Here is an 18,974-nt window from a genome sequence, read left to right on the forward strand (position 1 = left end):
CGTTTCGGCACTTCATGCAAATACGGAAACACTTTAGGGCTGCAACAGTCGTCTGAAACACAGCTCAGCCCGTTTCAGACGACCAGCATTGTACCATCAAACCATAAGCGGCAAATATAAAGATACACGGTGCAGAGCCAGCCCTAATCATGATAAAATCCGCACAATTTTTACGGCATGCACACACCGCAATGAATAAATTTGCCCAAGCCCTCTCAGCCGCCCTCGACCGCTGCATCGTGACCAATACGGTAGCCAAACAAGGCGAACCCGTCGGCTTCCTCTACCGCGAAGCCCCCGTTTTCGAAAACGACAGCGGCTGGCGCTTCTTCAGCGGCGACGAAACCGACGAATACACCGACGATCCCGACAATTTCAGCGTCGTCAGCCTTTCCGAAATCACCCAGTCCAATCCCGCCATCGCCGCGCTGATAACCCAACCCGAAGGCAGCGCATGGGAAATCGGCGAAGACGGCGAGTTTCAAGCCGTTGCCGACTGGCAGCCGCAGGAATAAATCCCCAATATCGTTTTCAGAAAAGCCTCACGTCGTCTGAAAACCCGTTTACCGCTCAAAATACAAGGAAACACCATGAACATCATCGCCCCGAACCTCGACGGCGCACACCTGCGCATCGGCATCGTACAAGCCCGCTTTACCAACGAAATCGGCAGCGAAATGCTCAAAGTCTGCTGCCGCACCCTGCAAGAATTGGGCGTAGCCGACAACAACATCACCGTCGCCACCGTACCCGGCGCGCTCGAAGTACCGCTCGTCCTGCAAAACATGGCAGCCTCCGAGCAATATGACGCACTGATTGCCATCGGCGTCGTCATCCGTGGCGAAACCTACCACTTCGAACTCGTTTCCAACGAATCCGGTTCAGGCGTAACCCGTGTCGGACTCGACTACAACATCCCCATCGCCAACGCCATCCTGACCACCGAAAACGACGAACAAGCCGTCGCGCGCATTGAAGAAAAAGCCGCCGACGCCGCCAAAGTCGCTGTCGAATGCGCCAACCTCGTCAACTATCTGATCGAAGAGCAGTTTGACGACGAAGAAGAATAAGCCCGAACGCGAAACCCGTAGCTTTACCGCATTCCGGTTTCGCCCCGTCTGTCGGACAAACCGTTTTCAGACGACCCGTCATCCGACAGAGGTCGTCTGAAACATTCATTACCGCACCCACCGTGCCGCCAACGAAGGAATCCCCATGAAAACCCCACGCCGCCGCGCCCGCGAGTTAGCCGTACAAGCCCTCTACCAAGCCGGCATCAACAACACCGCCGCCCCCGAAATCGCTAAAAACATCCAAGACCAGCCCGACTTCGCCAAAGCGGACGAAGAGCTGTTCAACAAACTCTTCTTCGGCACACACACCCATGCAGCCGAATACATCCAACAAATCCGCCCCCTGCTTGACCGCGACGAAAAAGACCTCAGCCCCATCGAACGCGCCGTCCTGCTGATGGCATGCCACGAATTGAGCGCGATGCCCGAAACCCCCTACCCCGTCATCATCAACGAAGCCATTGAAGTGACCAAAACCTTCGGCGGTACTGACGGACACAAATTCGTCAACGGCATCCTCGACAAACTCGCCGCCCAACTGCGCCCGAACGACCCGAAACGCGGCAACGCGTAATTTAATATGAAAACTTCCCTCCAACTTCTAACCGCCGCCGCTCTGATGTTGTCGACACAGGCATTTGCCAAAACCCCGCCTCCCGGCGTTTACATGACCATGGATTCGCAGCTTGTCGGTATCCTGGCAAATGGCAGCTATTGCATGGCTGTGCAAAACGAGGTCAAAAACGGCCGCTGGCAAAAAACACCAAACAGCCTAAAACTGGATGACAACAAAACAGTCATCTCCGATGACGGCAGCGGCGGCTATGCCCTCAACGGCGAACCGGTCATGCTCATGAACGGCGGCAACACTGCCGGCATGTGTGCCACCCTCAAGGAACATGCCGACAGAAAACGACATCAACCGTAAACCGGAAGCAACCCCTTCACTGCTTTCGCTCTTCCATACAAAAGGTCGTCTGAAAACCCAAAATCGGTTTTCAGACGACCTTTCTCTTCGTCAGGATATTGTGTAAAGAATCTGTCAAAAAATAAGCGGTAATATAGTGGATTAAATTTAAATCAGGACAAGGCAACGAAGCCGCAGACAGTACAGATAGTACGGCAAGGCGAGGCAACGCCGTACTGGTTTAAAGTTAATCCACTATATCGTAATGAATGACGATTGCTTGAGTTAAATCTAGCCCGCACGTTATCGGATTGTGTTAACCTTACGCTAGGCTTGATGATAGTTAACATTCTAGGGTTTTGGTTCCCTTGTTTATTAATTATCTCAAGCCAGGGTTCCCGCACCATCATCGCTTCATTTTTTTCTTCCATAAATGCTTCGGGATGCAGTTTGTCCCCCCGCAACAATAAGAACCCGAATATTCTCACTCTTGTATTTTAAGGATTAAACAATGAAATCGCTCAAAACGTTCCTTATTTGGGGCATTGTGGTTTTGGTCGGCGTAGCGTCCTTTACCACTTTGGCCATCAGTCGGGGCGAGCAGGTCAGCGCGGTATGGATGGTCACCGCCGCCGTGTCGGTGTACTGCATCGCTTACCGTTTTTACAGTCTCTACATCGCCAAATATGTGATGCAGCTTGATCCGAACCGCCTCACGCCCGCCGAGCGGCACAATGACGGTTTGGACTATGTGCCGACACACAAAGGCGTATTGTTCGGACACCACTTTGCCGCGATTGCGGGCGCAGGTCCCTTGGTCGGTCCCGTGCTGGCTGCGCAAATGGGTTATCTGCCGGGTACGCTGTGGATTATCTTCGGCGTAGTGTTTGCCGGTGCAGTACAAGACATGATGGTCTTGTTCGTCTCCATGCGCCGCGACGGTAAGTCTTTGGGCGATATCGTAAAACAAGAACTCGGCACCGTCCCCGGCGTGATCGCGTCCATCGGTATTTTGATGATTATGGTCATCATCATGGCGGTGTTGGCGCTGATTGTGGTGAAAGCACTGGTTCACAGCCCTTGGGGTACGTTTACGATTGCCGCTACCATGCCGATTGCACTGTTTATGGGTATTTACACCCGCTATATCCGTCCGGGCAAAATCGGCGAGATTTCCATCGTCGGCTTTATCCTGCTGATGCTGGCGGTGATTTACGGCGACAATGTGGCACACAGCTCCATCGGTCATTGGTTTGACCTTGACGGCATCCAGCTCACTTGGGCGATTATGATTTACGGTTTCGTAGCATCGGTATTGCCGGTATGGCTGCTGCTGACTCCGCGCGACTATCTCTCTACCTTTCTGAAAATCGGTACGATTGTCGCCCTCGCCATCGGTATCCTTATCGTCAGCCCTGCGCTGCAAATGCCTGCCGTAACCCACTTTATCGACGGTTCCGGTCCGGTATTCTCAGGCGCATTGTTCCCGTTCCTATTCATTACCATCGCCTGTGGTGCGGTTTCAGGCTTCCACGCGCTGATTTCTTCCGGTACCACGCCGAAAATGCTGGAAAACGAAACCCACGTCCGCATGATCGGTTACGGCGGTATGATTATGGAAAGCTTCGTGGCGATTATGGCCTTGGCTGCCGCGTCATCGCTTGATCCCGGCGTGTACTTCGCTATGAACAGCCCCGCCGCCCTGATTGGTACAGATGCCAATACCGCCGCCGAAGTGATTACCACCAAGCTGCAATTCCCCGTTGATGCCGCAACCCTGTTGCACACCGCTAAGGAAGTGGGCGAAAACACCATCCTTTCCCGTGCGGGCGGTGCGCCAACCCTCGCAGTCGGTATGGCACACATCATGAGCCGCCTGATTCCGGGCGAAGCCATGATGGCATTCTGGTATCACTTTGCCCTGTTGTTTGAAGCCTTGTTCATCCTGACCGCCGTCGATGCCGGTACGCGCGTCGCACGTTTCATGATTCAAGACTTGGGCAGTATCTTCTACAAACCTTTCGGCAACACCGACTCCATCCCTGCCAACCTGATTGCGACCTTCTTCGCCGTGGCATTGTGGGGCTACTTCCTCTACACCGGCGTGACCGACCCGCTGGGCGGCATCAACTCGCTCTGGCCTTTGTTCGGCATCGCCAACCAAATGCTGGCAGGCGTAGCCTTGATTATGTGTGCCGTTGTGCTGATTAAGATGAAACGCGACCGTTATGTCTGGGTGGCACTCGTTCCCGCCGTCGGCGTACTGTTTGTAACCTGCTACGCCGGTCTGCAAAAACTGTTCCACAGCGACCCGCGCGTCAGCTTCCTCGCCCATGCCGGCAAATACAGCGACGCATTGGCTAAAAACGAAGTCCTCGCACCCGCTAAAGACATCGGCGAAATGGCGCAAATCATCTTCAACGACAAAATCAATGCCGGCTTGACCGCATTGTTCCTCTCCGTCGTCGTCATCGTTGCCATCTACGGCGTGCGTACTGCCATGAAAGCACGCAAAGTCGGCTGGCCGACCGCCAAAGAAATTCCGGCAGTGTACCGCGACGGCAAACAACCGGAGGCACAAGGTGAAGCGTAAACTCGCCGCTTGGTGGAAAACCGCCAAACTTACCGCCAATCTCATGGCAGGCGTGCCCGATTATGAAAACTACGTTGCCCAACAGCGCAAACATAATCCCAACGCCCCCGTCATGACCGAGCTGCAATTTCAAGACTACTGCCGCAAACGCCGCTGCGGTGCAAACGGTGGAAGATGTTGTTAATCGCTTGAACGGTTGAAAAAAGGTCGTCTGAAAGTTTTCAGACGACCTTTTTATATTACAATATTGGCATTTTTAAAATCGGCATAGGCAAATACCGTCAGTTGATCCAATTTCCGCCAAGGCGCAACCCGGCAACGTCGCAGTTTGAGCTCGACAGGAAACTGCCCTATCTTGCCGCCAAGCTGATTTGAATCTACCCGATTCCAATCCATCCATTACATTTTTACCACCTGCTTAAGGACAAGACATGAAGAAAAGCATCATTGCAACATTAGTCGGCATCGCCGCACTGGGAGGAGCAACCGTTGGCGGCGGCATTTATGCCGACAACAAATTGAAACAGGAATACTATTTCCAAAACAATCCCGATGCCGACAAACGCCTGAAAATCACTCTGGATAAATTCGACATGGGCCTCACTTCGGGTAAAGCTTCATGGAGGGGCGACATCACGCCCGACTTGTGCCATCAGGACACAAAATTCTCAATACGAGGTGAGGACATCATTACCCGCGGTCTGAACGGCTACACCATCCAAACCAAACTCTATCTGATTGGAGATGACAATAAAGAAATATTCCGGTTGGACGGCAATACCGTGCTTTCTTGGGGTGGTGAATTAGAGGGCAAACTGACCGCACTGGCAGGCTCATTAAACATCGATTCCGACGAAGTCAAATGGGAAACGGCGACTTTGGCTGTCAAAGGCCACAAATCCAACCATCAGTACCATCTCGATAATTTCAATTTCGAATGGCCCGGCATGACTGCCTCACACCCTGACAAACCTGAAAGCCCGGGATACCAATTTAGCTTGAAAAACGTTAAATATCAGGCCGATATGGAAAAAGGTGACACCACTGCATTGCGCAACGGCACATCCCTCTTCACCGTAGACTCTGCCGCATTCAAAATGGGCAACCAAACCTTTGATTTCGCTGTCGACAAAATCAAAGCAGGAAGCAAACAGTCTGCAAAAGACAACAAATACGCTATGGAAGGACAAAGCGAAGTCGAAAACTTCCGCATCAACAACATCAAATTCGACCGCATCCATTACAACTTCAACCTCCGCGATATCAATGGCGAAGGTATCGACCGCATCAATAAATTCTTCGACCGTCAAGGTAAAGAGTGCGTCGATATGAACAGTCCCGACACACAAAAAGAACTGATGGAAGCCGTAAAAACCTTTTTAAAAACCGGCATCAAATTCGACTCAAAAGGCAATCAAATCTACTTGAACAACAGCGCGGTCAAAGCCGATGCAGACGCCTCCATTCCGCCTATCGAATATAAAAACGACGAGCAGCTTCAACAAGACCTCCTCAGTAAGCTGAAATACAACATCAACGCGGAGGTCGATAAAAACTTCATCAGAGAAGTGCTCAAACTGGCTTCTCAATACGATCCCAATATCAAAGAAAGCGATTTGGACAACGTCGTCAAAGAAATGGCAACCGCACTCAATGCCGAAGTCACCGAAGACAAGCTGATTATCAAACGCAGCCAATAATCCGCCGGCAAACCTGTTGGAAAATATAGCGGATTAAATTTATAGTCAATTAAAAACAAAATGGTACAATACTCAACTTTGAAGGTCTAACCATGGCATACTCTGCGGACTTAAGAAACAAAGCTTTAAACTATTACGAACAATGCAAAAATATCAGCCAAACCGCAGTAACGTTTAACTTGTCAAGAAACACGCTTTACCTGTGGATTCGCCTTAAAAAGCAAACAGGCAGCCTAAAACATCAAGTTACCGGTCTAAATGCCGTCAAATTGGATAGGCAAAAACTGGCTCAATATGTTGGGCAACACCCGGATGCCTATCTGCATGAAATCGCCAAACATTTTGATTGTACGCCAGCCGCCGTTTGCTATGCACTCAAACAGATGGGGATGACGCGCAAAAAAAGACCACCACTTACAAAGAACAAGATCCGGCCAAAGTAACGCATTATTTGACACAGCTGGCCGAATTTTCCGACTACCAACGCGTTTATTTGGATGAAACAGGATTTGACCGCTACCTGTTCCGTCCCTATGCCCGCAGCCCGAAAGGGCAAATAGTGAAAGCGCAGATAAGTGGAAAAAGATACCGACGCTTATCTCTGGTGTCCGCACAAGTCGGCAACCGGCTGATTGCTCCGATGGTTTATCAAGATACGATGACCGGAGTTTTTTTTGAAGCGTGGTTTCAGCAATGCCTACTGCCCGCATTGACTCAAAAATCGGTGATTATTTTAGATAATGCACGATTTCACCGTATGGGTGTCTTACGGGAAATGGCGGAAAAATGGGGACATAAGGTATTGCCTCTTGCACCTTATTCACCTGAGCTCAACCCGATTGAGAAGGTGTGGGCGAATATTAAGCGGTATCTGCGAACCATATTGTCTGATTACGCCCGATTTGACGATGCGCTACTGTCCTATTTTAAATTTAATTGACTATAAATCAGGACAAGGCGACGAAGCCGCAGACAGTACAGATAGTACGGAACCGATTCACTTGGTGCTTCAGCACCTTAGAGAATCGTTCTCTTTGAGCTAAGGCGAGGCAACGCCGTACTGGTTTAAAGTTAATCCACTATACCGACAGGTTTCGCATTTACCCATAGCAAAAGGTCGTCTGAAATTTTCAGACGACCTTTTTGGTTTCACGGAGATAGGCATCGCAAACCCGCCATCCCCTAACAATTCACGCAGTCATTAACGCTGATTGCAAGAAGTGTCTACTTTGTTGCCATAAGGATCAACGAAGCTGAAGAAGGCTTGGCTGCCTTTTTGATGCCATTCTGCACCTTTACCGAACAGACCGCGGTTGGAAACATAACGCTCGCCGGAACCGGAAACCGCAGAAGACAAGACAGCGCGTTTGTCATCCAGGCTCAACTCGACGCGGTTGGTGTCCAGATTGCGTACAGTCACAGACAAACCGTTTTCACACTCAAAAGATTGGGGCGAACGGCGGTCGCTAGACTGACCACGATCATCATAGTTGCGATCTCCATGGTCATGACGGTGCTCGTGGCGAGGAGCATCATTATCATCATAATCAGGGGCAGCACAAGCACCCAAGGACAAAACAGCCGCTACGGCCAATACAGCTTTAAGTTTCATATTAATACTCCTGAAAATGTGGAACTGCATAACAGTCGTTCCATGTTATAAACATCCTTATAGTCTAGCAAGGGAGCTTACCCTAATTTACCTGCACGCCCCCGAATGTAGCTTTTTCCAAAGCTCCGTAGTTTTTTCGCAAACATTAAAACTTCCCTCAACCATTGCTTCACACTTACCCGCCCGTCCGAGGTCGTCTGAAAACAAAAAAACCGCCCGCGAAAATCATCGCGAGCGGCAATCCATTGAGAGCATTACAAAATATGAAAACATTACCGCTGACGGGCTTTGAAGCGGGGATTGCTTTTACAGATGACGTAAACTTTACCTTTGCGTCGAACGATTTGACAATCGCGATGGCGCTTTTTCGCCGTTTTCAATGAAGACAAAACCTGCATTATTTATCCTTTCTAAAAGACGAAATCATAGATTGGAACCTTTGGTTGAACTTGCTGGCGCGGCCTTCGGTATTCACATTGCGCTGTTTGCCCGTATAGACGGGATGCGAGGCAGAAGACGTATCCAAAGAAAATAAGGGATATTCTTTACCATCGTTCCAAACCATCGTTTTGCCGTGTGTATCCGCACAAGAACGGATCAGCCAGCCTTCATTGGCACCACTGTCGTAAAAAAGCACAGTACGGTAATTTTCAGGGTGGATATTCGCTTTCATCATTCCTCCGATAAATGTTATGGTATAACATTATACATCATAAACTTTAAAACACAACCCTGAAAAAAGGTCGTCTGAAAACGCAGACCATATTCAGACGACCTTCACATTGCTACAATACGGACTTCCACTCCAATCCAAAGGCACATCATGCCGCTTTTTCACGTCGAACCTTCCCTGTCTTACACTCAGCAAAACCGTGTAGGCGTCCTCCTCCTCAATCTCGGCACGCCCGATGCCCCGACTGCAGCCGCTGTCAAACCATATCTTCGAGAATTTCTATCGGACCAACGCGTCGTCGAACTGCCCAAACTACTTTGGCAGCCGATTTTGCATGGCTTGGTTCTGACGCTGCGTCCCAAGAAAAGCGCACATGCTTACGCCAAAATCTGGTTTGAACAAGGCTCTCCGCTTGCCGTCTATACCCAACGCCAAGCAGACGCCCTCGCCAAAGCCATGCCCGACACCATCGTCCGCCATGCCATGACCTATGGCAACCCGGGCATCGAAACCGTCCTTGCCGAAATGAAAGCCCAAGGCGTAGGCAAATTGCTGATTGTCCCTTTATATCCGCAATACGCCGCCTCCAGCACCGGCGCGGCATTAGACAAAGTGTTCCAACAACTGCTGAAGCAGCGCAACCAAATGAGCCTGCGTACCGTTTCGCGTTTTTACGACGACGCAGCCTATATTGATGCCATGAAACAACACATTGAAGCATATTGGAAAGAACACGGACGCGGCGAGAAACTCATGCTCAGCTTTCACGGCATTCCGCAAAAAAATTACGACGACGGCGACCCTTATCCCGACGAATGCCGCCATACCGCAAAACTTCTTGCCCAAGCACTCAACCTAAACGAGCAAGAATACATCGTTTCCTTCCAAAGCCAATTTGGCAAAGCAAAATGGGTGACGCCCAGCACACAAGCCCTGTTTGACCAACTGCCCAAACAAGGCGTCAGCAAATTAGATGTATTCTGTCCGGGCTTTATGGCAGATTGTCTGGAAACCATGGAAGAGATTGCCATCATGGGGCGCGAGCAATTTCACGCAGCCGGAGGCAAAGAATACCGCTACATCCCCTGCTTGAACGACCACCCCGCATGGATTCTCGCCCTGACCGAACTGGTCAAAAACAACCTGCAAGGCTGGCAATAACCGGATACATCATCCGACAAGGGATATTGGTGATCACTGATGGACTTTAAACCCAAACCAAGCTGCGACAGCATCCTCATTTAAAACCTATCTGCGGTTTTCCACTGAAAGCGTTACATTTGATTTAAGTCTAAGGTTGTCTGAAAAATCTGTTTTCAGACGACCTTTATTGTATTATCGATAGACAGACCATACCGATAAAAAGGACACATCATGACCACAACAAAAAAAATATTGACGGCTGCAATTTTTACCCTGTCCATCCACAGCACCTTTGCCGCCGATGCTGCCCAAATGACGCAAGGCCAAAAAATTTATGAAAGCAACTGCGCCGCCTGCCACGGTAAAAAAGGGGAAGGCAGGGGAACCATGTTTCCCCCTCTTTACCAATCGGACTATATTATGAAAAAACCGCAGGTATTGCTGCAAAGCATGACCAAAGGCATCAACGGCCCCATCAAAGTCAACGGTAAACCTTACAACGGCTTTATGCCCGCGACCGCCATCAACGATGCCGATCTCGCTGCCGTTGCCACCTATATCATGAATGCGTTTAACAACGGCGGCGGTACCATTACCGAAAAAGACGCCAAACAGGCTAAAGCGAAAAAATAAGGCATCCATACACAAAAAAGGTCGTCTGAAACCGAGATTTCGGGTTTCAGACGACCTTTTTCCTTCTACTGAACTGTTTGTTTTTTAAACCGCTTCAGCTTCTTCCGCGAGGAAACCGCGCAGTTTTTGCATGGCTTTGGCTTCGATTTGGCGGATGCGCTCGGCAGATACGCCGTATTCGGCTGCCAGCTCGTGCAGAGTCAATCCGCCATCGTCTTGCAGCCAGCGGCTTTCTACGATGCGGCGGCTACGGTCGTCCAGTTGCGCCAACGCGTTTTGCAGACCTTCGGTTTGCAGGGCGTAGTGGGCTTGTTTGGACAGTTGGCGGCTGGGTTCGGCATCGTGGTCGGCAAGCCAGTCGATGGGGGCGAAGCTGTCTTCGTCATCGTTGTTGTCCGCCATGATGGCGATGTCGTGTCCGGTCATGCGTTGTTCCATTTCCATGACTTCGGACAATTTGACGCCCAAATCGTCGGCGATGTCTTGCGCTTCTTTCGGAGACAAGGCATTCAGGTTTTTACGCATACTGCGCAGATTGAAGAACAGTTTGCGTTGCGGTTTGGTGGTCGCTACGCGTACCAGGCGCCAGTTGCGCAGGATAAATTCATGGATTTCGGCCTTAATCCAGTGTACGGCGAATGAAAACAGGCGCGCGCCACGGCTGGGCTCGTAGCGTTTGACCGCCTTCATCAATCCGATGTTGCCTTCTTGGATAAGGTCGGCTTGGTTCAGGCCATAGCCGTCGTAGCCTCGTGCGATGGATACGACGACACGCAAATGGGAAAGAATGAGTTGTTTGGCGGCGTTAAGGTCGCCTTTTTGCTGACGCTCCGCGAGTTGGCTTTCTTCTTCGGGCGTCAACATGGGAATGCTGTTGACGGTATGGATGTATTGCTCAAGGCTGCCGTTGCCGCTGTGGATGACGGGTAATGCAAAGGCGTTATTCATGAGAGTTGCTTTCCTTTATATGATGTAGAGACTATTGTTTACTTGTTGTTTGCCGTGCAGTATATCACTGCCTGTTGCCCTATCGTATGCTGTCAAATGCCTTTTTCTGTAAAAGACTGTTTGATAGGTAGATTTTCTTGCTTTTTGAAATTCGATTGATTTTGAAAATTTGACTGTTTTACTGGGAATAAGTTCAGTATATTACAAACATTCTTGTATGTAAATATTAAAGTTCAAGAAAAACGGCCTTATAAAAAGACCGCTTTTTCAAACTCAATCTGCTTTTTTCCTGATTAAAAACAGTGCGATGGCAATAATTGATAATACCCCGATCAGCCACAGCGAACCGCCTGCCTTCATATAAGGGGTTTCGCCGACATAGCCTTTGATATGCCCTTCCAAGACGGCATCGGTATTGGGTTCGCTCTCGGCGATGATGCTTCCTTTGGGAGAAATAATGGCGGTTGCACCGGTATTGGTAGCACGGACCATATAGCGTCCAAGCTCCATCGCGCGGGCTTGGGATTGCTGGAGCTGTTGGTACATGGCGTTGGAATCGCCATACCACGCCATATTGCTGACGTTGGCAAGCAGCGTAGCGTTTTTGGCGGTAGCAATAAGTTCGTCGCCAAAGCCGTCTTCATAGCAGATGTTGAAGGCGACTTTTTGATCTTTCATCGTCAAGGGAGCCTGCCCCGCTCCGCCGCGACGGAAATCGGCAAGCGGCATATTCATCATTTTGTACAACGGTTCGGTCAAAAAAGGCAGCGGTTTGTATTCGCCAAAGGGAACCAGATGATTTTTGGCGTAATACGGGAGGTCGTCTGAAATATCATCGTAGTCGCTCAAATTGATTACGGTGTTTTCGTATCCGCTGCCGTCGGCTGTGTATTGACCGATACCGACGGCCAATGCGCTGCCGTTCGTGCGCGCCTGCTCGGCAAACTGGGTCAGGATGTTTTCCGGCAAATCCTGACGCATTACAGGCAGAGCGGTTTCCGGCAGGATAACGATGTCGGCGGATGTTTTGCTGATTTGACCGTAGTATTTCTGAATGGTGGGGACGACTTGTTCTTCATTCCATTTCAGACTCTGTTCGATATTGCCCTGCACGAGCGCGACGGTACTGGTGCTGCCGTCGGGTTTGGTAAAGTCGGTTTGCTGGGCGATATAGCCGACGGTACACAGCATGACAATCATGCACATCGGCAGCAGGCGTTGTTTCAGACGACCCGTATTGTCAATCAGCAACACCAGCCATGCGCTGACAAATGCCGTCGCCAGCGTCACCAGATGAATACCGCCCAAAGGCGCAAAGCCGGCAAGCGGGCTTTCTTTGACGATTTGAGAATAGCCGATCGCCCCCCAGCCAAAGCCGGTCAACAGGCGTTCGCGGGCAAATTCCGCCAGTGTCCACAAAATCGGCAAAACGATGCCGACCTTAACCCAACGCGGCAGATGAAACTTCTTCCACAGCCAAAAACAGGCGGCGGGATACAGCGCGAGAAACGCAGGCAGCAGGAAAGTCAGCGGAACCGCGTATAAATTAGGCAGGCCGGAAACATCGTGCAGCGCGGTATGTATCCAATAAAACTGCGCCGTATAAGCAACCAGCCCAAACAGATAGGCGGTCGAAACAGCGAAGCGCGGACGCAGTTCAATCAGTCGGATCAATGCGCCAAACAGCAAAGGCATCAGCCAAAAATGGTAATAAGGTGCGAAAGTCAAGGGCGTGGCGGCGGCAATCAGGATCACCAGCGGCCAGTACAGCACAGGATGCTGCCAATATTGTTCGAGTTTGCGGAAAATGTTCATTGCAGAGAAAAGAAAATAAGAGGTCGTCTGAAAATACAGCCTCAACAAAGTTGAACCATTTTCAGACGACGTATCGGTTGTTTAGTGTTTTTGAAACAGCTTCATCAAAGGCAGCGCAACGGCGCAGGCGATAGCGCCGGCAATCAGCCCGACGGCAAGGTTGGCGATATGCTCCATCAAACCGCTGTCCCAATGTTGCGCGTGTAAGAAATCATGCAAAAAGCCCAAGTTGTGGGCAATCAGACCGCCGCCGACAAGGAACATGGCAAGCGTACCCACCACGCTCAAACCGCGCATGAACCAAGGCATAAAGGCAATCAAGCCCCGTCCGACCGTTTGGATGCCCGTGCTTTTTTGACGCATCAGCAGCATACCGAAGTCGTCGAGTTTGACGATAACGCCGACCAAACCGTACACAAAAGCGGTCATACCGATGCCGATTGCCGTCATCACCAGCGAACGGGTCATCAGATCGTATTTTTCAACCACGCCCAAAGCAATAATAATGATCTCGGCAGACAGGATGAAATCCGTACGAATCGCGCCTTTAATCTTGGTTTTTTCATCCAGCGTTTCGGCGGCTGCCTCCTCGTCTTCATGCGCTTCGTGGCGGTGTAAAAACTTATGCAGCAGCTTTTCCACGCCCTCGAAACACAAATAAATCCCGCCTATCATCAATAAAGGCGTAATCAGCTTCGGCAAAAAGGCAGACAGCAGCAAAGCCAATGGCACCAAAATCAGCTTGTTCACCAAAGAACCTTTCGCCACCGCCCAAATAATCGGCAGCTCGCGTTCCGCCGACACGCCGGTAACCTGATTCGCATTGAGCGCCAAATCATCGCCGACCACGCCCGCCGTTTTCTTCGCGGCCATTTTGGTCATCAGGGCAACGTCGTCCAAGACAGCGGTAATATCGTCCAAAAGGGTGAAAAGCGAGGCAAAGGCCATGATATATTTCCGAAAAAAGGGTCAGATTGAAGAAGCCGGCTATTATAACCGAGAAAGTATGACACCGAAGGCTTTCAGACGACCTTTAATGGAAATTAACGGAATTTGGCGCGGCTTAATTGAAAACCTGCCGCCTCAGCACCAGATATCGCTTGGGAAAGATTTGAATCGGATGACAAGACAGCACTTCGCCAACTCAAAAAGGTCGTCTGAAAACCGCCCTCCCCTTTTGAACTGCACCCCAAAAGTTGGACACATCCCCTCCAACTCACAAGGTGCAGTTTTTTTATGAGCAGAGACCTTTGTAAAAAAGCCCTTCCCTTGACAGCCGGAACCCAAACACAGGTTTTCGGCTGTTTTCGCCCCTAATTGCGCCTAATTTTACCCAAATACCCCCTCAATCCTCCACGGATACCTGATAATCAGGCATCCGAGCCTCCTTTTAGGCGGCAACAGGCGCACTTAGCCTGTTAGCCGCTTTCAACAGGTTCAAACACATCGCCTTCAGATGGCTTTGCGCACTCACTTTAATCAGCCCGAAATAGGCTGCCCGGGCATAGCGGAATTTACGGTGCAGCGTACCAAAGCTTTGTTCGACCACATAACGGGTCTTCGACAAATATCGGTTGCGCTTCGTCTGCGCTTCCGTCAGCGGACGGTTACGGTGGGCTTTGCGCATAATGCCGTCCAGTAACTGATGCTCTTCCAGATGTTGCCGGTTTTCCTTACTGTCATAGCCTTTGTCGGCATAGACGGTCGTACCTTCGGCTATCCCTTCCAACAAAGGCAACAGGTGGTTGCACTCATGTGTATTGGCCCCAAGCCGCCTAACGCTCCTCCAGCCCGGCCAAAATCGCACAATCCGGGCAGTCGTCTCCCGCGCAGGCATCGTGCCAGCGTTGCAGCTCGGCCACCATGCCCTGCAAGCGTTCGATTTTGGCTTCCAGCTCGGCGATGTGCCGCGCGGTGAGCGTTTTCACTTCGCGGCTGGTACGCTGCGGGTTGCGTTGCAGGCTCAAAAGATGCCCGATCTGCGGCAGCGAAAAGCCCACTTCCCGCGCATGGCGGATAAAGCACAGCCGGACAAGGTCGGCCTGTCCGTAGCGGCGGTAGCCCGCTTCGCTGCGCGCGGCCGAGGCGATTAGGCCGTGCTTTTCGTAGTCGCGGATTTGTTTGGCGGAAAGGCCGCTCTCGGCCGCGGCCTGGCTGATGTTCATCATGATGCTTGACCTTTACTTCGGGTAAAGCTTTATAGTGGCGGCACTTAGCGGGAAAGCAAGAGCAGACCCATCATTTCAGGTTACCTGAAAGCTTTGGCTGCAACGGGCTTTAAAACCTCAGCCTCATTCCAACAGAAAGGAAACCCTATGCAAACCATCACATTAAACATCGAAGGCATGACCTGCGGCGGCTGCGTGAAAAGCGTTACCAGCATCCTCGAAGGCGTAAACGGCGTGGACAAGGCCGAAGTGAGCCTGGAAAACAAGAATGCCGTCGTGGAATTCGACCCCGCCCAAACCAACCCCGCCGCGCTGATAGAAGCGGTGGAAGACGGCGGCTTTGATGCGGCTTTGTAAATCGAATCGCAACAAATCGACTGCAACACCCCAAAGGCTACCTGAAAACCCTGCTCCGCTTTTTTCAGGTAGCCCAACCACATTCAGAAGGAAGAAACCATGCAACAAAAAGTCCGTTTTCAAATCGAAGGCATGACCTGTCAGGCCTGCGCTTCGCGTATTGAAAAAGTGTTGAACAAAAAAGATTTTGTCGAATCGGCAGGGGTGAACTTCGCCAGCGAGGAGGCGCAGGTTACGTTTGACGACAGCAAAACTTCCGCTGCCGACATTGCCAAAATCATTGAGAAAACCGGTTACGGCGCGAAGGAGAAGATGGAAGACGCGCTGCCGCAACCCGAAGAAACCGCGCATGTAAGCTGGCGGTTGTGGCTGCTGTTCGCCATCAATGTTCCGTTCCTGATCGGCATGGCGGGCATGATGATCGGCAGACACGATTGGATGATTCCGCCGATATGGCAGTTTGCGCTGGCGAGTGTGGTGCAGCTTTGGCTGGCGGTGCCGTTTTACAAAAGCGCGTGGGCAAGCATTAAGGGCGGGCTGGCGAATATGGACGTGCTCGTTACCATCGGCACGGTGTCGATTTACCTGTATTCCGTTTATATGCTGTTTTTCAGCCCGCACGCGGCGCACGGCATGGCGCATGTGTATTTTGAAGTAGGCGTGATGGTGATTGGTTTTGTGTCGCTGGGAAAATTTTTGGAACACCGCACCAAAAAATCCAGCCTGAACAGCTTGGGCTTGCTGCTCAAACTCACGCCGACCCAAGTCAACGTGCAACGCGATGGCGAATGGAAACAACTGCCCATCGACCAAGTGCAAATCGGCGACCTAATCCGCGCCAACCACGGCGAACGCATTGCCGCCGACGGCATCATCGAGAGCGGCAGCGGTTGGGCGGATGAGAGCCACCTTACCGGCGAGTCCAATCCCGAAGAGAAAAAGGCAGGCGGCAAAGTGTTGGCGGGCGCGCTGATGACCGAGGGCAGCGTGGTTTACCGCGCCACGCAGCTCGGCAGCCAAACCCTGCTCGGCGACATGATGAACGCGCTGTCCGAAGCGCAGGGCAGTAAAGCACCGATTGCACGCGTGGCGGACAAGGCGGCGGCGGTGTTCGTGCCTGCCGTTGTGGGCATCGCGCTTCTGACTTTTATCGCCACTTGGCTGGTGAAAGGTGATTGGACGGTTGCGCTGATGCACGCCGTTGCCGTTTTGGTGATTGCCTGCCCGTGCGCGCTCGGTCTGGCGACGCCCGCCGCGATTATGGTCGGCATGGGCAAGGCGGTGAAACACGGTATTTGGTTTAAAGACGCGGCGGCGATGGAAGAAGCCGCCCACGTCGATGCCGTCGTGTTGGACAAAACCGGCACGCTGACCGAAGGCAGGCCGCAGGTTGCCGCCGTTTATTGCGTTCCCGACAGCGGTTTTGACGAAGACACTTTGTACCGCATTGCCGCCGCTGTCGAACAAAACGCCGCCCACCCGCTCGCCCGCGCCATTGTCTCCGCCGCCCAAGCGCGCGGTTTGGACATTCCCGCCGCACAAAATGCGCAAACGGTTGTCGGCGCAGGCATTACCGCTGAAGTCGAAGGCGTGGGTTTGGTGAAAGCGGGTAAACTTGATTTTGCCGAATTAAAGTTGCCTGAAAACCTTTCAGACGACGTCTGGCGCATCGCAAGCATTGTCGCCGTTTCCACCAACGGCAAACCCATCGGCGCATTCGCTCTTGCCGACGCATTGAAAACCGACACCGCCGAAGCCATAGGCCGTCTGAAAAAACACGGCATCGACGTTTACATCATGAGCGGCGACAACCAAGGCACGGTCGAATACGTCGCCAAACAACTGGGTATCGCACACGCCTTCGGCAACATGAGTCCGCGCGACAAAGCCGCCGAAGTGCAGAAACTCAAAGCCGCCGGCAAAACCGTGGCAATGGTCGGCGACGGCATCAACGACGCGCCCGCACTCGCCGCCGCCAACGTCAGCTTCGCCATGAAAGGCGGCGCGGACGTTGCCGAACACACCGCGTCCGCCACGCTGATGCAGCATTCGGTCAACCAGCTCGCCGATGCCCTGCTGGTGTCGCAGGCGACGTTGAAAAACATCAAGCAAAACCTGTTTTTCGCCTTCTTCTACAATATCTTGGGTATTCCGCTCGCCGCACTCGGCTTCTTAAATCCCGTCATCGCAGGCGCGGCAATGGCGGCAAGCTCGGTGTCGGTGTTGGGCAATGCCTTGAGGCTGAAACGGGTAAAGATTGAGTAATATGTGAAAAAGGTCGTCTGAAACAAGGCTTCATCTTTCCATTTCCTATTTCAGACGACCCATCATCCTGTAAACGATATAAAGAGCCAAGTTTTCAAACTTGGCTTTAGTGCCGCCCCACCCTCACCGCCGCGCAACGCAACGATTTTCCGCGTTCGGGGTTTGCTATAAAATCATTACCATCGCAATGCCCTTCCCCGCCTTGCCCCGTTATCCAAAAATCAAGGAGAAAACATGAAAACCGCTATTGTCGATTACGGCATGGGCAACCTGCATTCCGTCCTTAAATCCGTACAGGCCGCGCAAGCCTTGTCCGGCAAAGCCGCCGAAATTTACCTGACCGACCGCCCCGAAGACATCCTTGCTGCCGACAAAATCATTTTCCCCGGTCAGGGCGCGATGCCCGACTGTATGGCGGCGCTGCGGCAAAGCGGTTTGGGCGAGGCAGTGGAAGACGGATTGAAAAACAAACCGTTTTTCGGCATCTGCGTCGGCGCGCAATTATTGTTCAAACACAGCGAAGAAGGTGATACTGCCGGACTGGGCTGGTTTAAAGGCAGGGTCAAACGCTTCGCCGCCAATCAAACCGATGGACACGGAGGTCGTCTGAAAGTGCCGCACATGGGCTGGAATACAGTACGCCAAACCCGCCCGCACCCGCTGTTTAAAGACATCGGGCAAGAAACGCGCTTTTACTTCGTCCACAGCTACTACTTCGCCCCCGAAGACCCCGAAACCATCCTTGCTACCAGCGAATATCCGCACGAATTTGCCTGCATCGTCGGCAAAGACAATGTGTTCGCTACCCAGTTCCACACGGAAAAAAGCCACGACGCTGGTCTGTTGCTGTTACGTAACTTCTTGGATTGGCAGCCCTAGCAGTCTGTTTATAGCAAAAGGTCGTCTGAAATTTTTTCAGACGACCTTTTGCATCGCTTGCCTGACATTTCAATCGTATAGTGGATTAACTTTAAACCAGTACGGCGTTGCCTCGCCTTGCCGTACTATCTGTACTGTCTGCGGCTTCGTCGCCTTGTCCTGATTTAAATTTAATCCACTATAATGTTTTGAAAATCAAAACGCGGCA

The 18,974-nt window shown here is 51.6% G+C and carries 20 protein-coding genes and 1 pseudogene; 13 read left to right on the top strand and 8 right to left on the bottom strand.

Features of this window, described 5'->3' with window-relative positions:
- Nucleotides 1-191: 191 nt before the first annotated feature.
- From H3L95_RS05480 to H3L95_RS05520, 8 genes are all read left to right on the top strand, one after another.
- Entirely contained in the window at nucleotides 192-515 is a 324-nt protein-coding gene (locus tag H3L95_RS05480; protein WP_003765484.1) for a DUF2185 domain-containing protein, read from the top strand.
- A 75-nt stretch (nucleotides 516-590) separates the two neighbouring features.
- Nucleotides 591-1,070 (top strand): 6,7-dimethyl-8-ribityllumazine synthase, encoded by a 480-nt coding sequence (gene ribH / locus H3L95_RS05485; protein WP_003758639.1) that lies wholly within the window; start codon nucleotides 591-593, stop codon nucleotides 1,068-1,070.
- Between the two features lie 145 nt (nucleotides 1,071-1,215).
- On the top strand, nucleotides 1,216-1,647 hold the full coding sequence (nusB, locus tag H3L95_RS05490; RefSeq protein ID WP_003758641.1) for a transcription antitermination factor NusB: 432 nt from the start codon (nucleotides 1,216-1,218) through the stop codon (nucleotides 1,645-1,647).
- A 6-nt stretch (nucleotides 1,648-1,653) separates the two neighbouring features.
- Nucleotides 1,654-2,001, top strand: coding sequence for a hypothetical protein (locus H3L95_RS05495; RefSeq protein WP_182096229.1), 348 nt, complete (start codon nucleotides 1,654-1,656; stop codon nucleotides 1,999-2,001).
- 490 nt (nucleotides 2,002-2,491) lie between these two features.
- On the top strand, nucleotides 2,492-4,573 hold the full coding sequence (locus tag H3L95_RS05505) for a carbon starvation CstA family protein (RefSeq protein ID WP_003758652.1): 2,082 nt from the start codon (nucleotides 2,492-2,494) through the stop codon (nucleotides 4,571-4,573).
- Nucleotides 4,563-4,757: a YbdD/YjiX family protein gene (locus H3L95_RS05510; protein WP_003744600.1), complete on the top strand. Its 195-nt coding sequence runs from the start codon at nucleotides 4,563-4,565 to the stop codon at nucleotides 4,755-4,757. The genes H3L95_RS05505 and H3L95_RS05510 overlap by 11 nt, the downstream gene beginning before the upstream one ends.
- Before the next feature lie 247 nt (nucleotides 4,758-5,004).
- Entirely contained in the window at nucleotides 5,005-6,273 is a 1,269-nt protein-coding gene (locus H3L95_RS05515) for a DUF945 family protein (protein ID WP_003758655.1), read from the top strand.
- 92 nt (nucleotides 6,274-6,365) lie between these two features.
- Nucleotides 6,366-7,213 (top strand): IS630 family transposase gene (locus H3L95_RS05520; RefSeq protein ID WP_182096230.1). Its coding sequence is split into 2 segments (ribosomal slippage): nucleotides 6,366-6,681 and nucleotides 6,681-7,213, totalling 849 coding nucleotides; the frame shifts between segments, so codons are not numbered across the junction.
- 261 nt (nucleotides 7,214-7,474) lie between these two features.
- On the opposite strand, the gene H3L95_RS05525 is transcribed toward H3L95_RS05520, so the two are convergent.
- The 3 genes from H3L95_RS05525 to H3L95_RS05535 form a co-directional block, all read right to left on the bottom strand.
- Nucleotides 7,475-7,885: an MliC family protein gene (locus H3L95_RS05525; protein ID WP_003761628.1), complete on the bottom strand. Its 411-nt coding sequence runs from the start codon at nucleotides 7,883-7,885 to the stop codon at nucleotides 7,475-7,477.
- A 272-nt stretch (nucleotides 7,886-8,157) separates the two neighbouring features.
- Nucleotides 8,158-8,283 carry a type B 50S ribosomal protein L36 gene (gene ykgO, locus H3L95_RS05530; protein ID WP_003685279.1) on the bottom strand — a complete coding sequence of 42 codons (126 nt, stop codon included), beginning with the start codon at nucleotides 8,281-8,283 and terminating at the stop codon, nucleotides 8,158-8,160.
- Complete coding sequence (locus H3L95_RS05535; protein WP_009311404.1) at nucleotides 8,283-8,558, bottom strand: type B 50S ribosomal protein L31; 276 nt, start codon at nucleotides 8,556-8,558, stop codon at nucleotides 8,283-8,285. Before H3L95_RS05535 ends, ykgO begins: the two co-directional genes overlap by 1 nt.
- Before the next feature lie 150 nt (nucleotides 8,559-8,708).
- Between H3L95_RS05535 and hemH the strand changes: the two genes are divergently transcribed.
- Both hemH and H3L95_RS05545 read left to right on the top strand, forming a co-directional pair.
- Nucleotides 8,709-9,719 (top strand): ferrochelatase, encoded by a 1,011-nt coding sequence (gene hemH / locus H3L95_RS05540; RefSeq protein ID WP_003761619.1) that lies wholly within the window; start codon nucleotides 8,709-8,711, stop codon nucleotides 9,717-9,719.
- Nucleotides 9,720-9,932: 213 nt separating this feature from the next.
- Nucleotides 9,933-10,334, top strand: coding sequence for a c-type cytochrome (locus tag H3L95_RS05545; protein WP_182096231.1), 402 nt, complete (start codon nucleotides 9,933-9,935; stop codon nucleotides 10,332-10,334).
- Nucleotides 10,335-10,418: 84 nt separating this feature from the next.
- On the opposite strand, the gene rpoH is transcribed toward H3L95_RS05545, so the two are convergent.
- The 5 genes and pseudogenes from rpoH to cueR form a co-directional block, all read right to left on the bottom strand.
- Nucleotides 10,419-11,282, bottom strand: a complete 864-nt coding sequence (gene rpoH, locus H3L95_RS05550; RefSeq protein ID WP_003744881.1) for an RNA polymerase sigma factor RpoH — start codon at nucleotides 11,280-11,282, stop codon at nucleotides 10,419-10,421.
- Between the two features lie 273 nt (nucleotides 11,283-11,555).
- Nucleotides 11,556-13,097 carry an apolipoprotein N-acyltransferase gene (gene lnt / locus H3L95_RS05555; RefSeq protein ID WP_003761616.1) on the bottom strand — a complete coding sequence of 514 codons (1,542 nt, stop codon included), beginning with the start codon at nucleotides 13,095-13,097 and terminating at the stop codon, nucleotides 11,556-11,558.
- Between the two features lie 81 nt (nucleotides 13,098-13,178).
- Entirely contained in the window at nucleotides 13,179-14,045 is an 867-nt protein-coding gene (locus H3L95_RS05560; RefSeq protein ID WP_003761613.1) for a DUF808 domain-containing protein, read from the bottom strand.
- 442 nt (nucleotides 14,046-14,487) lie between these two features.
- Nucleotides 14,488-14,862: pseudogene (locus H3L95_RS05565) on the bottom strand (transposase); the annotation flags it as partial.
- 10 nt (nucleotides 14,863-14,872) lie between these two features.
- The gene (gene cueR, locus H3L95_RS05570; RefSeq protein ID WP_003761609.1) at nucleotides 14,873-15,265 is read right to left on the bottom strand and encodes a Cu(I)-responsive transcriptional regulator; all 393 of its coding nucleotides are present in this window, start codon (nucleotides 15,263-15,265) and stop codon (nucleotides 14,873-14,875) included.
- A gap of 147 nt (nucleotides 15,266-15,412) precedes the next feature.
- On the opposite strand from cueR, the gene H3L95_RS05575 reads away from it, so the two are divergent.
- The 3 genes from H3L95_RS05575 to hisH all read left to right on the top strand — a co-directional run bounded on the left by H3L95_RS05575 (nucleotide 15,413) and on the right by hisH (nucleotide 18,766).
- On the top strand, nucleotides 15,413-15,622 hold the full coding sequence (locus H3L95_RS05575) for a heavy-metal-associated domain-containing protein (protein WP_003674677.1): 210 nt from the start codon (nucleotides 15,413-15,415) through the stop codon (nucleotides 15,620-15,622).
- A gap of 99 nt (nucleotides 15,623-15,721) precedes the next feature.
- Nucleotides 15,722-17,887, top strand: coding sequence for a heavy metal translocating P-type ATPase (locus tag H3L95_RS05580; protein WP_003761608.1), 2,166 nt, complete (start codon nucleotides 15,722-15,724; stop codon nucleotides 17,885-17,887).
- A 234-nt stretch (nucleotides 17,888-18,121) separates the two neighbouring features.
- Nucleotides 18,122-18,766, top strand: coding sequence for an imidazole glycerol phosphate synthase subunit HisH (gene hisH / locus H3L95_RS05585; RefSeq protein WP_003761606.1), 645 nt, complete (start codon nucleotides 18,122-18,124; stop codon nucleotides 18,764-18,766).
- Nucleotides 18,767-18,974 lie beyond the last annotated feature (208 nt).

Source organism: Neisseria sicca (assembly GCF_014054945.1).
Taxonomy (GTDB): Bacteria; Pseudomonadota; Gammaproteobacteria; order Burkholderiales; family Neisseriaceae; genus Neisseria; species Neisseria sicca.

Excerpts from the sequence above, each read along its gene's own strand:
- H3L95_RS05560 (WP_003761613.1), bottom strand. The coding sequence starts at position 14,045 with ATGGCCTTTGCCTCGCTTTTCACCCTTTTGGACGATATTACCGCTGTC.
- ykgO (WP_003685279.1), bottom strand. The coding sequence starts at position 8,283 with ATGCAGGTTTTGTCTTCATTGAAAACGGCGAAAAAGCGCCATCGCGAT.
- H3L95_RS05535 (WP_009311404.1), bottom strand. The coding sequence starts at position 8,558 with ATGAAAGCGAATATCCACCCTGAAAATTACCGTACTGTGCTTTTTTAC.
- nusB (WP_003758641.1), top strand. The coding sequence starts at position 1,216 with ATGAAAACCCCACGCCGCCGCGCCCGCGAGTTAGCCGTACAAGCCCTC.
- H3L95_RS05480 (WP_003765484.1), top strand. The coding sequence starts at position 192 with ATGAATAAATTTGCCCAAGCCCTCTCAGCCGCCCTCGACCGCTGCATC.
- rpoH (WP_003744881.1), bottom strand. The coding sequence starts at position 11,282 with ATGAATAACGCCTTTGCATTACCCGTCATCCACAGCGGCAACGGCAGC.
- ribH (WP_003758639.1), top strand. The coding sequence starts at position 591 with ATGAACATCATCGCCCCGAACCTCGACGGCGCACACCTGCGCATCGGC.
- H3L95_RS05545 (WP_182096231.1), top strand. The coding sequence starts at position 9,933 with ATGACCACAACAAAAAAAATATTGACGGCTGCAATTTTTACCCTGTCC.
- H3L95_RS05525 (WP_003761628.1), bottom strand. The coding sequence starts at position 7,885 with ATGAAACTTAAAGCTGTATTGGCCGTAGCGGCTGTTTTGTCCTTGGGT.
- H3L95_RS05575 (WP_003674677.1), top strand. The coding sequence starts at position 15,413 with ATGCAAACCATCACATTAAACATCGAAGGCATGACCTGCGGCGGCTGC.
- H3L95_RS05515 (WP_003758655.1), top strand. The coding sequence starts at position 5,005 with ATGAAGAAAAGCATCATTGCAACATTAGTCGGCATCGCCGCACTGGGA.
- lnt (WP_003761616.1), bottom strand. The coding sequence starts at position 13,097 with ATGAACATTTTCCGCAAACTCGAACAATATTGGCAGCATCCTGTGCTG.
- H3L95_RS05505 (WP_003758652.1), top strand. The coding sequence starts at position 2,492 with ATGAAATCGCTCAAAACGTTCCTTATTTGGGGCATTGTGGTTTTGGTC.
- H3L95_RS05580 (WP_003761608.1), top strand. The coding sequence starts at position 15,722 with ATGCAACAAAAAGTCCGTTTTCAAATCGAAGGCATGACCTGTCAGGCC.
- hemH (WP_003761619.1), top strand. The coding sequence starts at position 8,709 with ATGCCGCTTTTTCACGTCGAACCTTCCCTGTCTTACACTCAGCAAAAC.
- H3L95_RS05495 (WP_182096229.1), top strand. The coding sequence starts at position 1,654 with ATGAAAACTTCCCTCCAACTTCTAACCGCCGCCGCTCTGATGTTGTCG.
- hisH (WP_003761606.1), top strand. The coding sequence starts at position 18,122 with ATGAAAACCGCTATTGTCGATTACGGCATGGGCAACCTGCATTCCGTC.
- cueR (WP_003761609.1), bottom strand. The coding sequence starts at position 15,265 with ATGATGAACATCAGCCAGGCCGCGGCCGAGAGCGGCCTTTCCGCCAAA.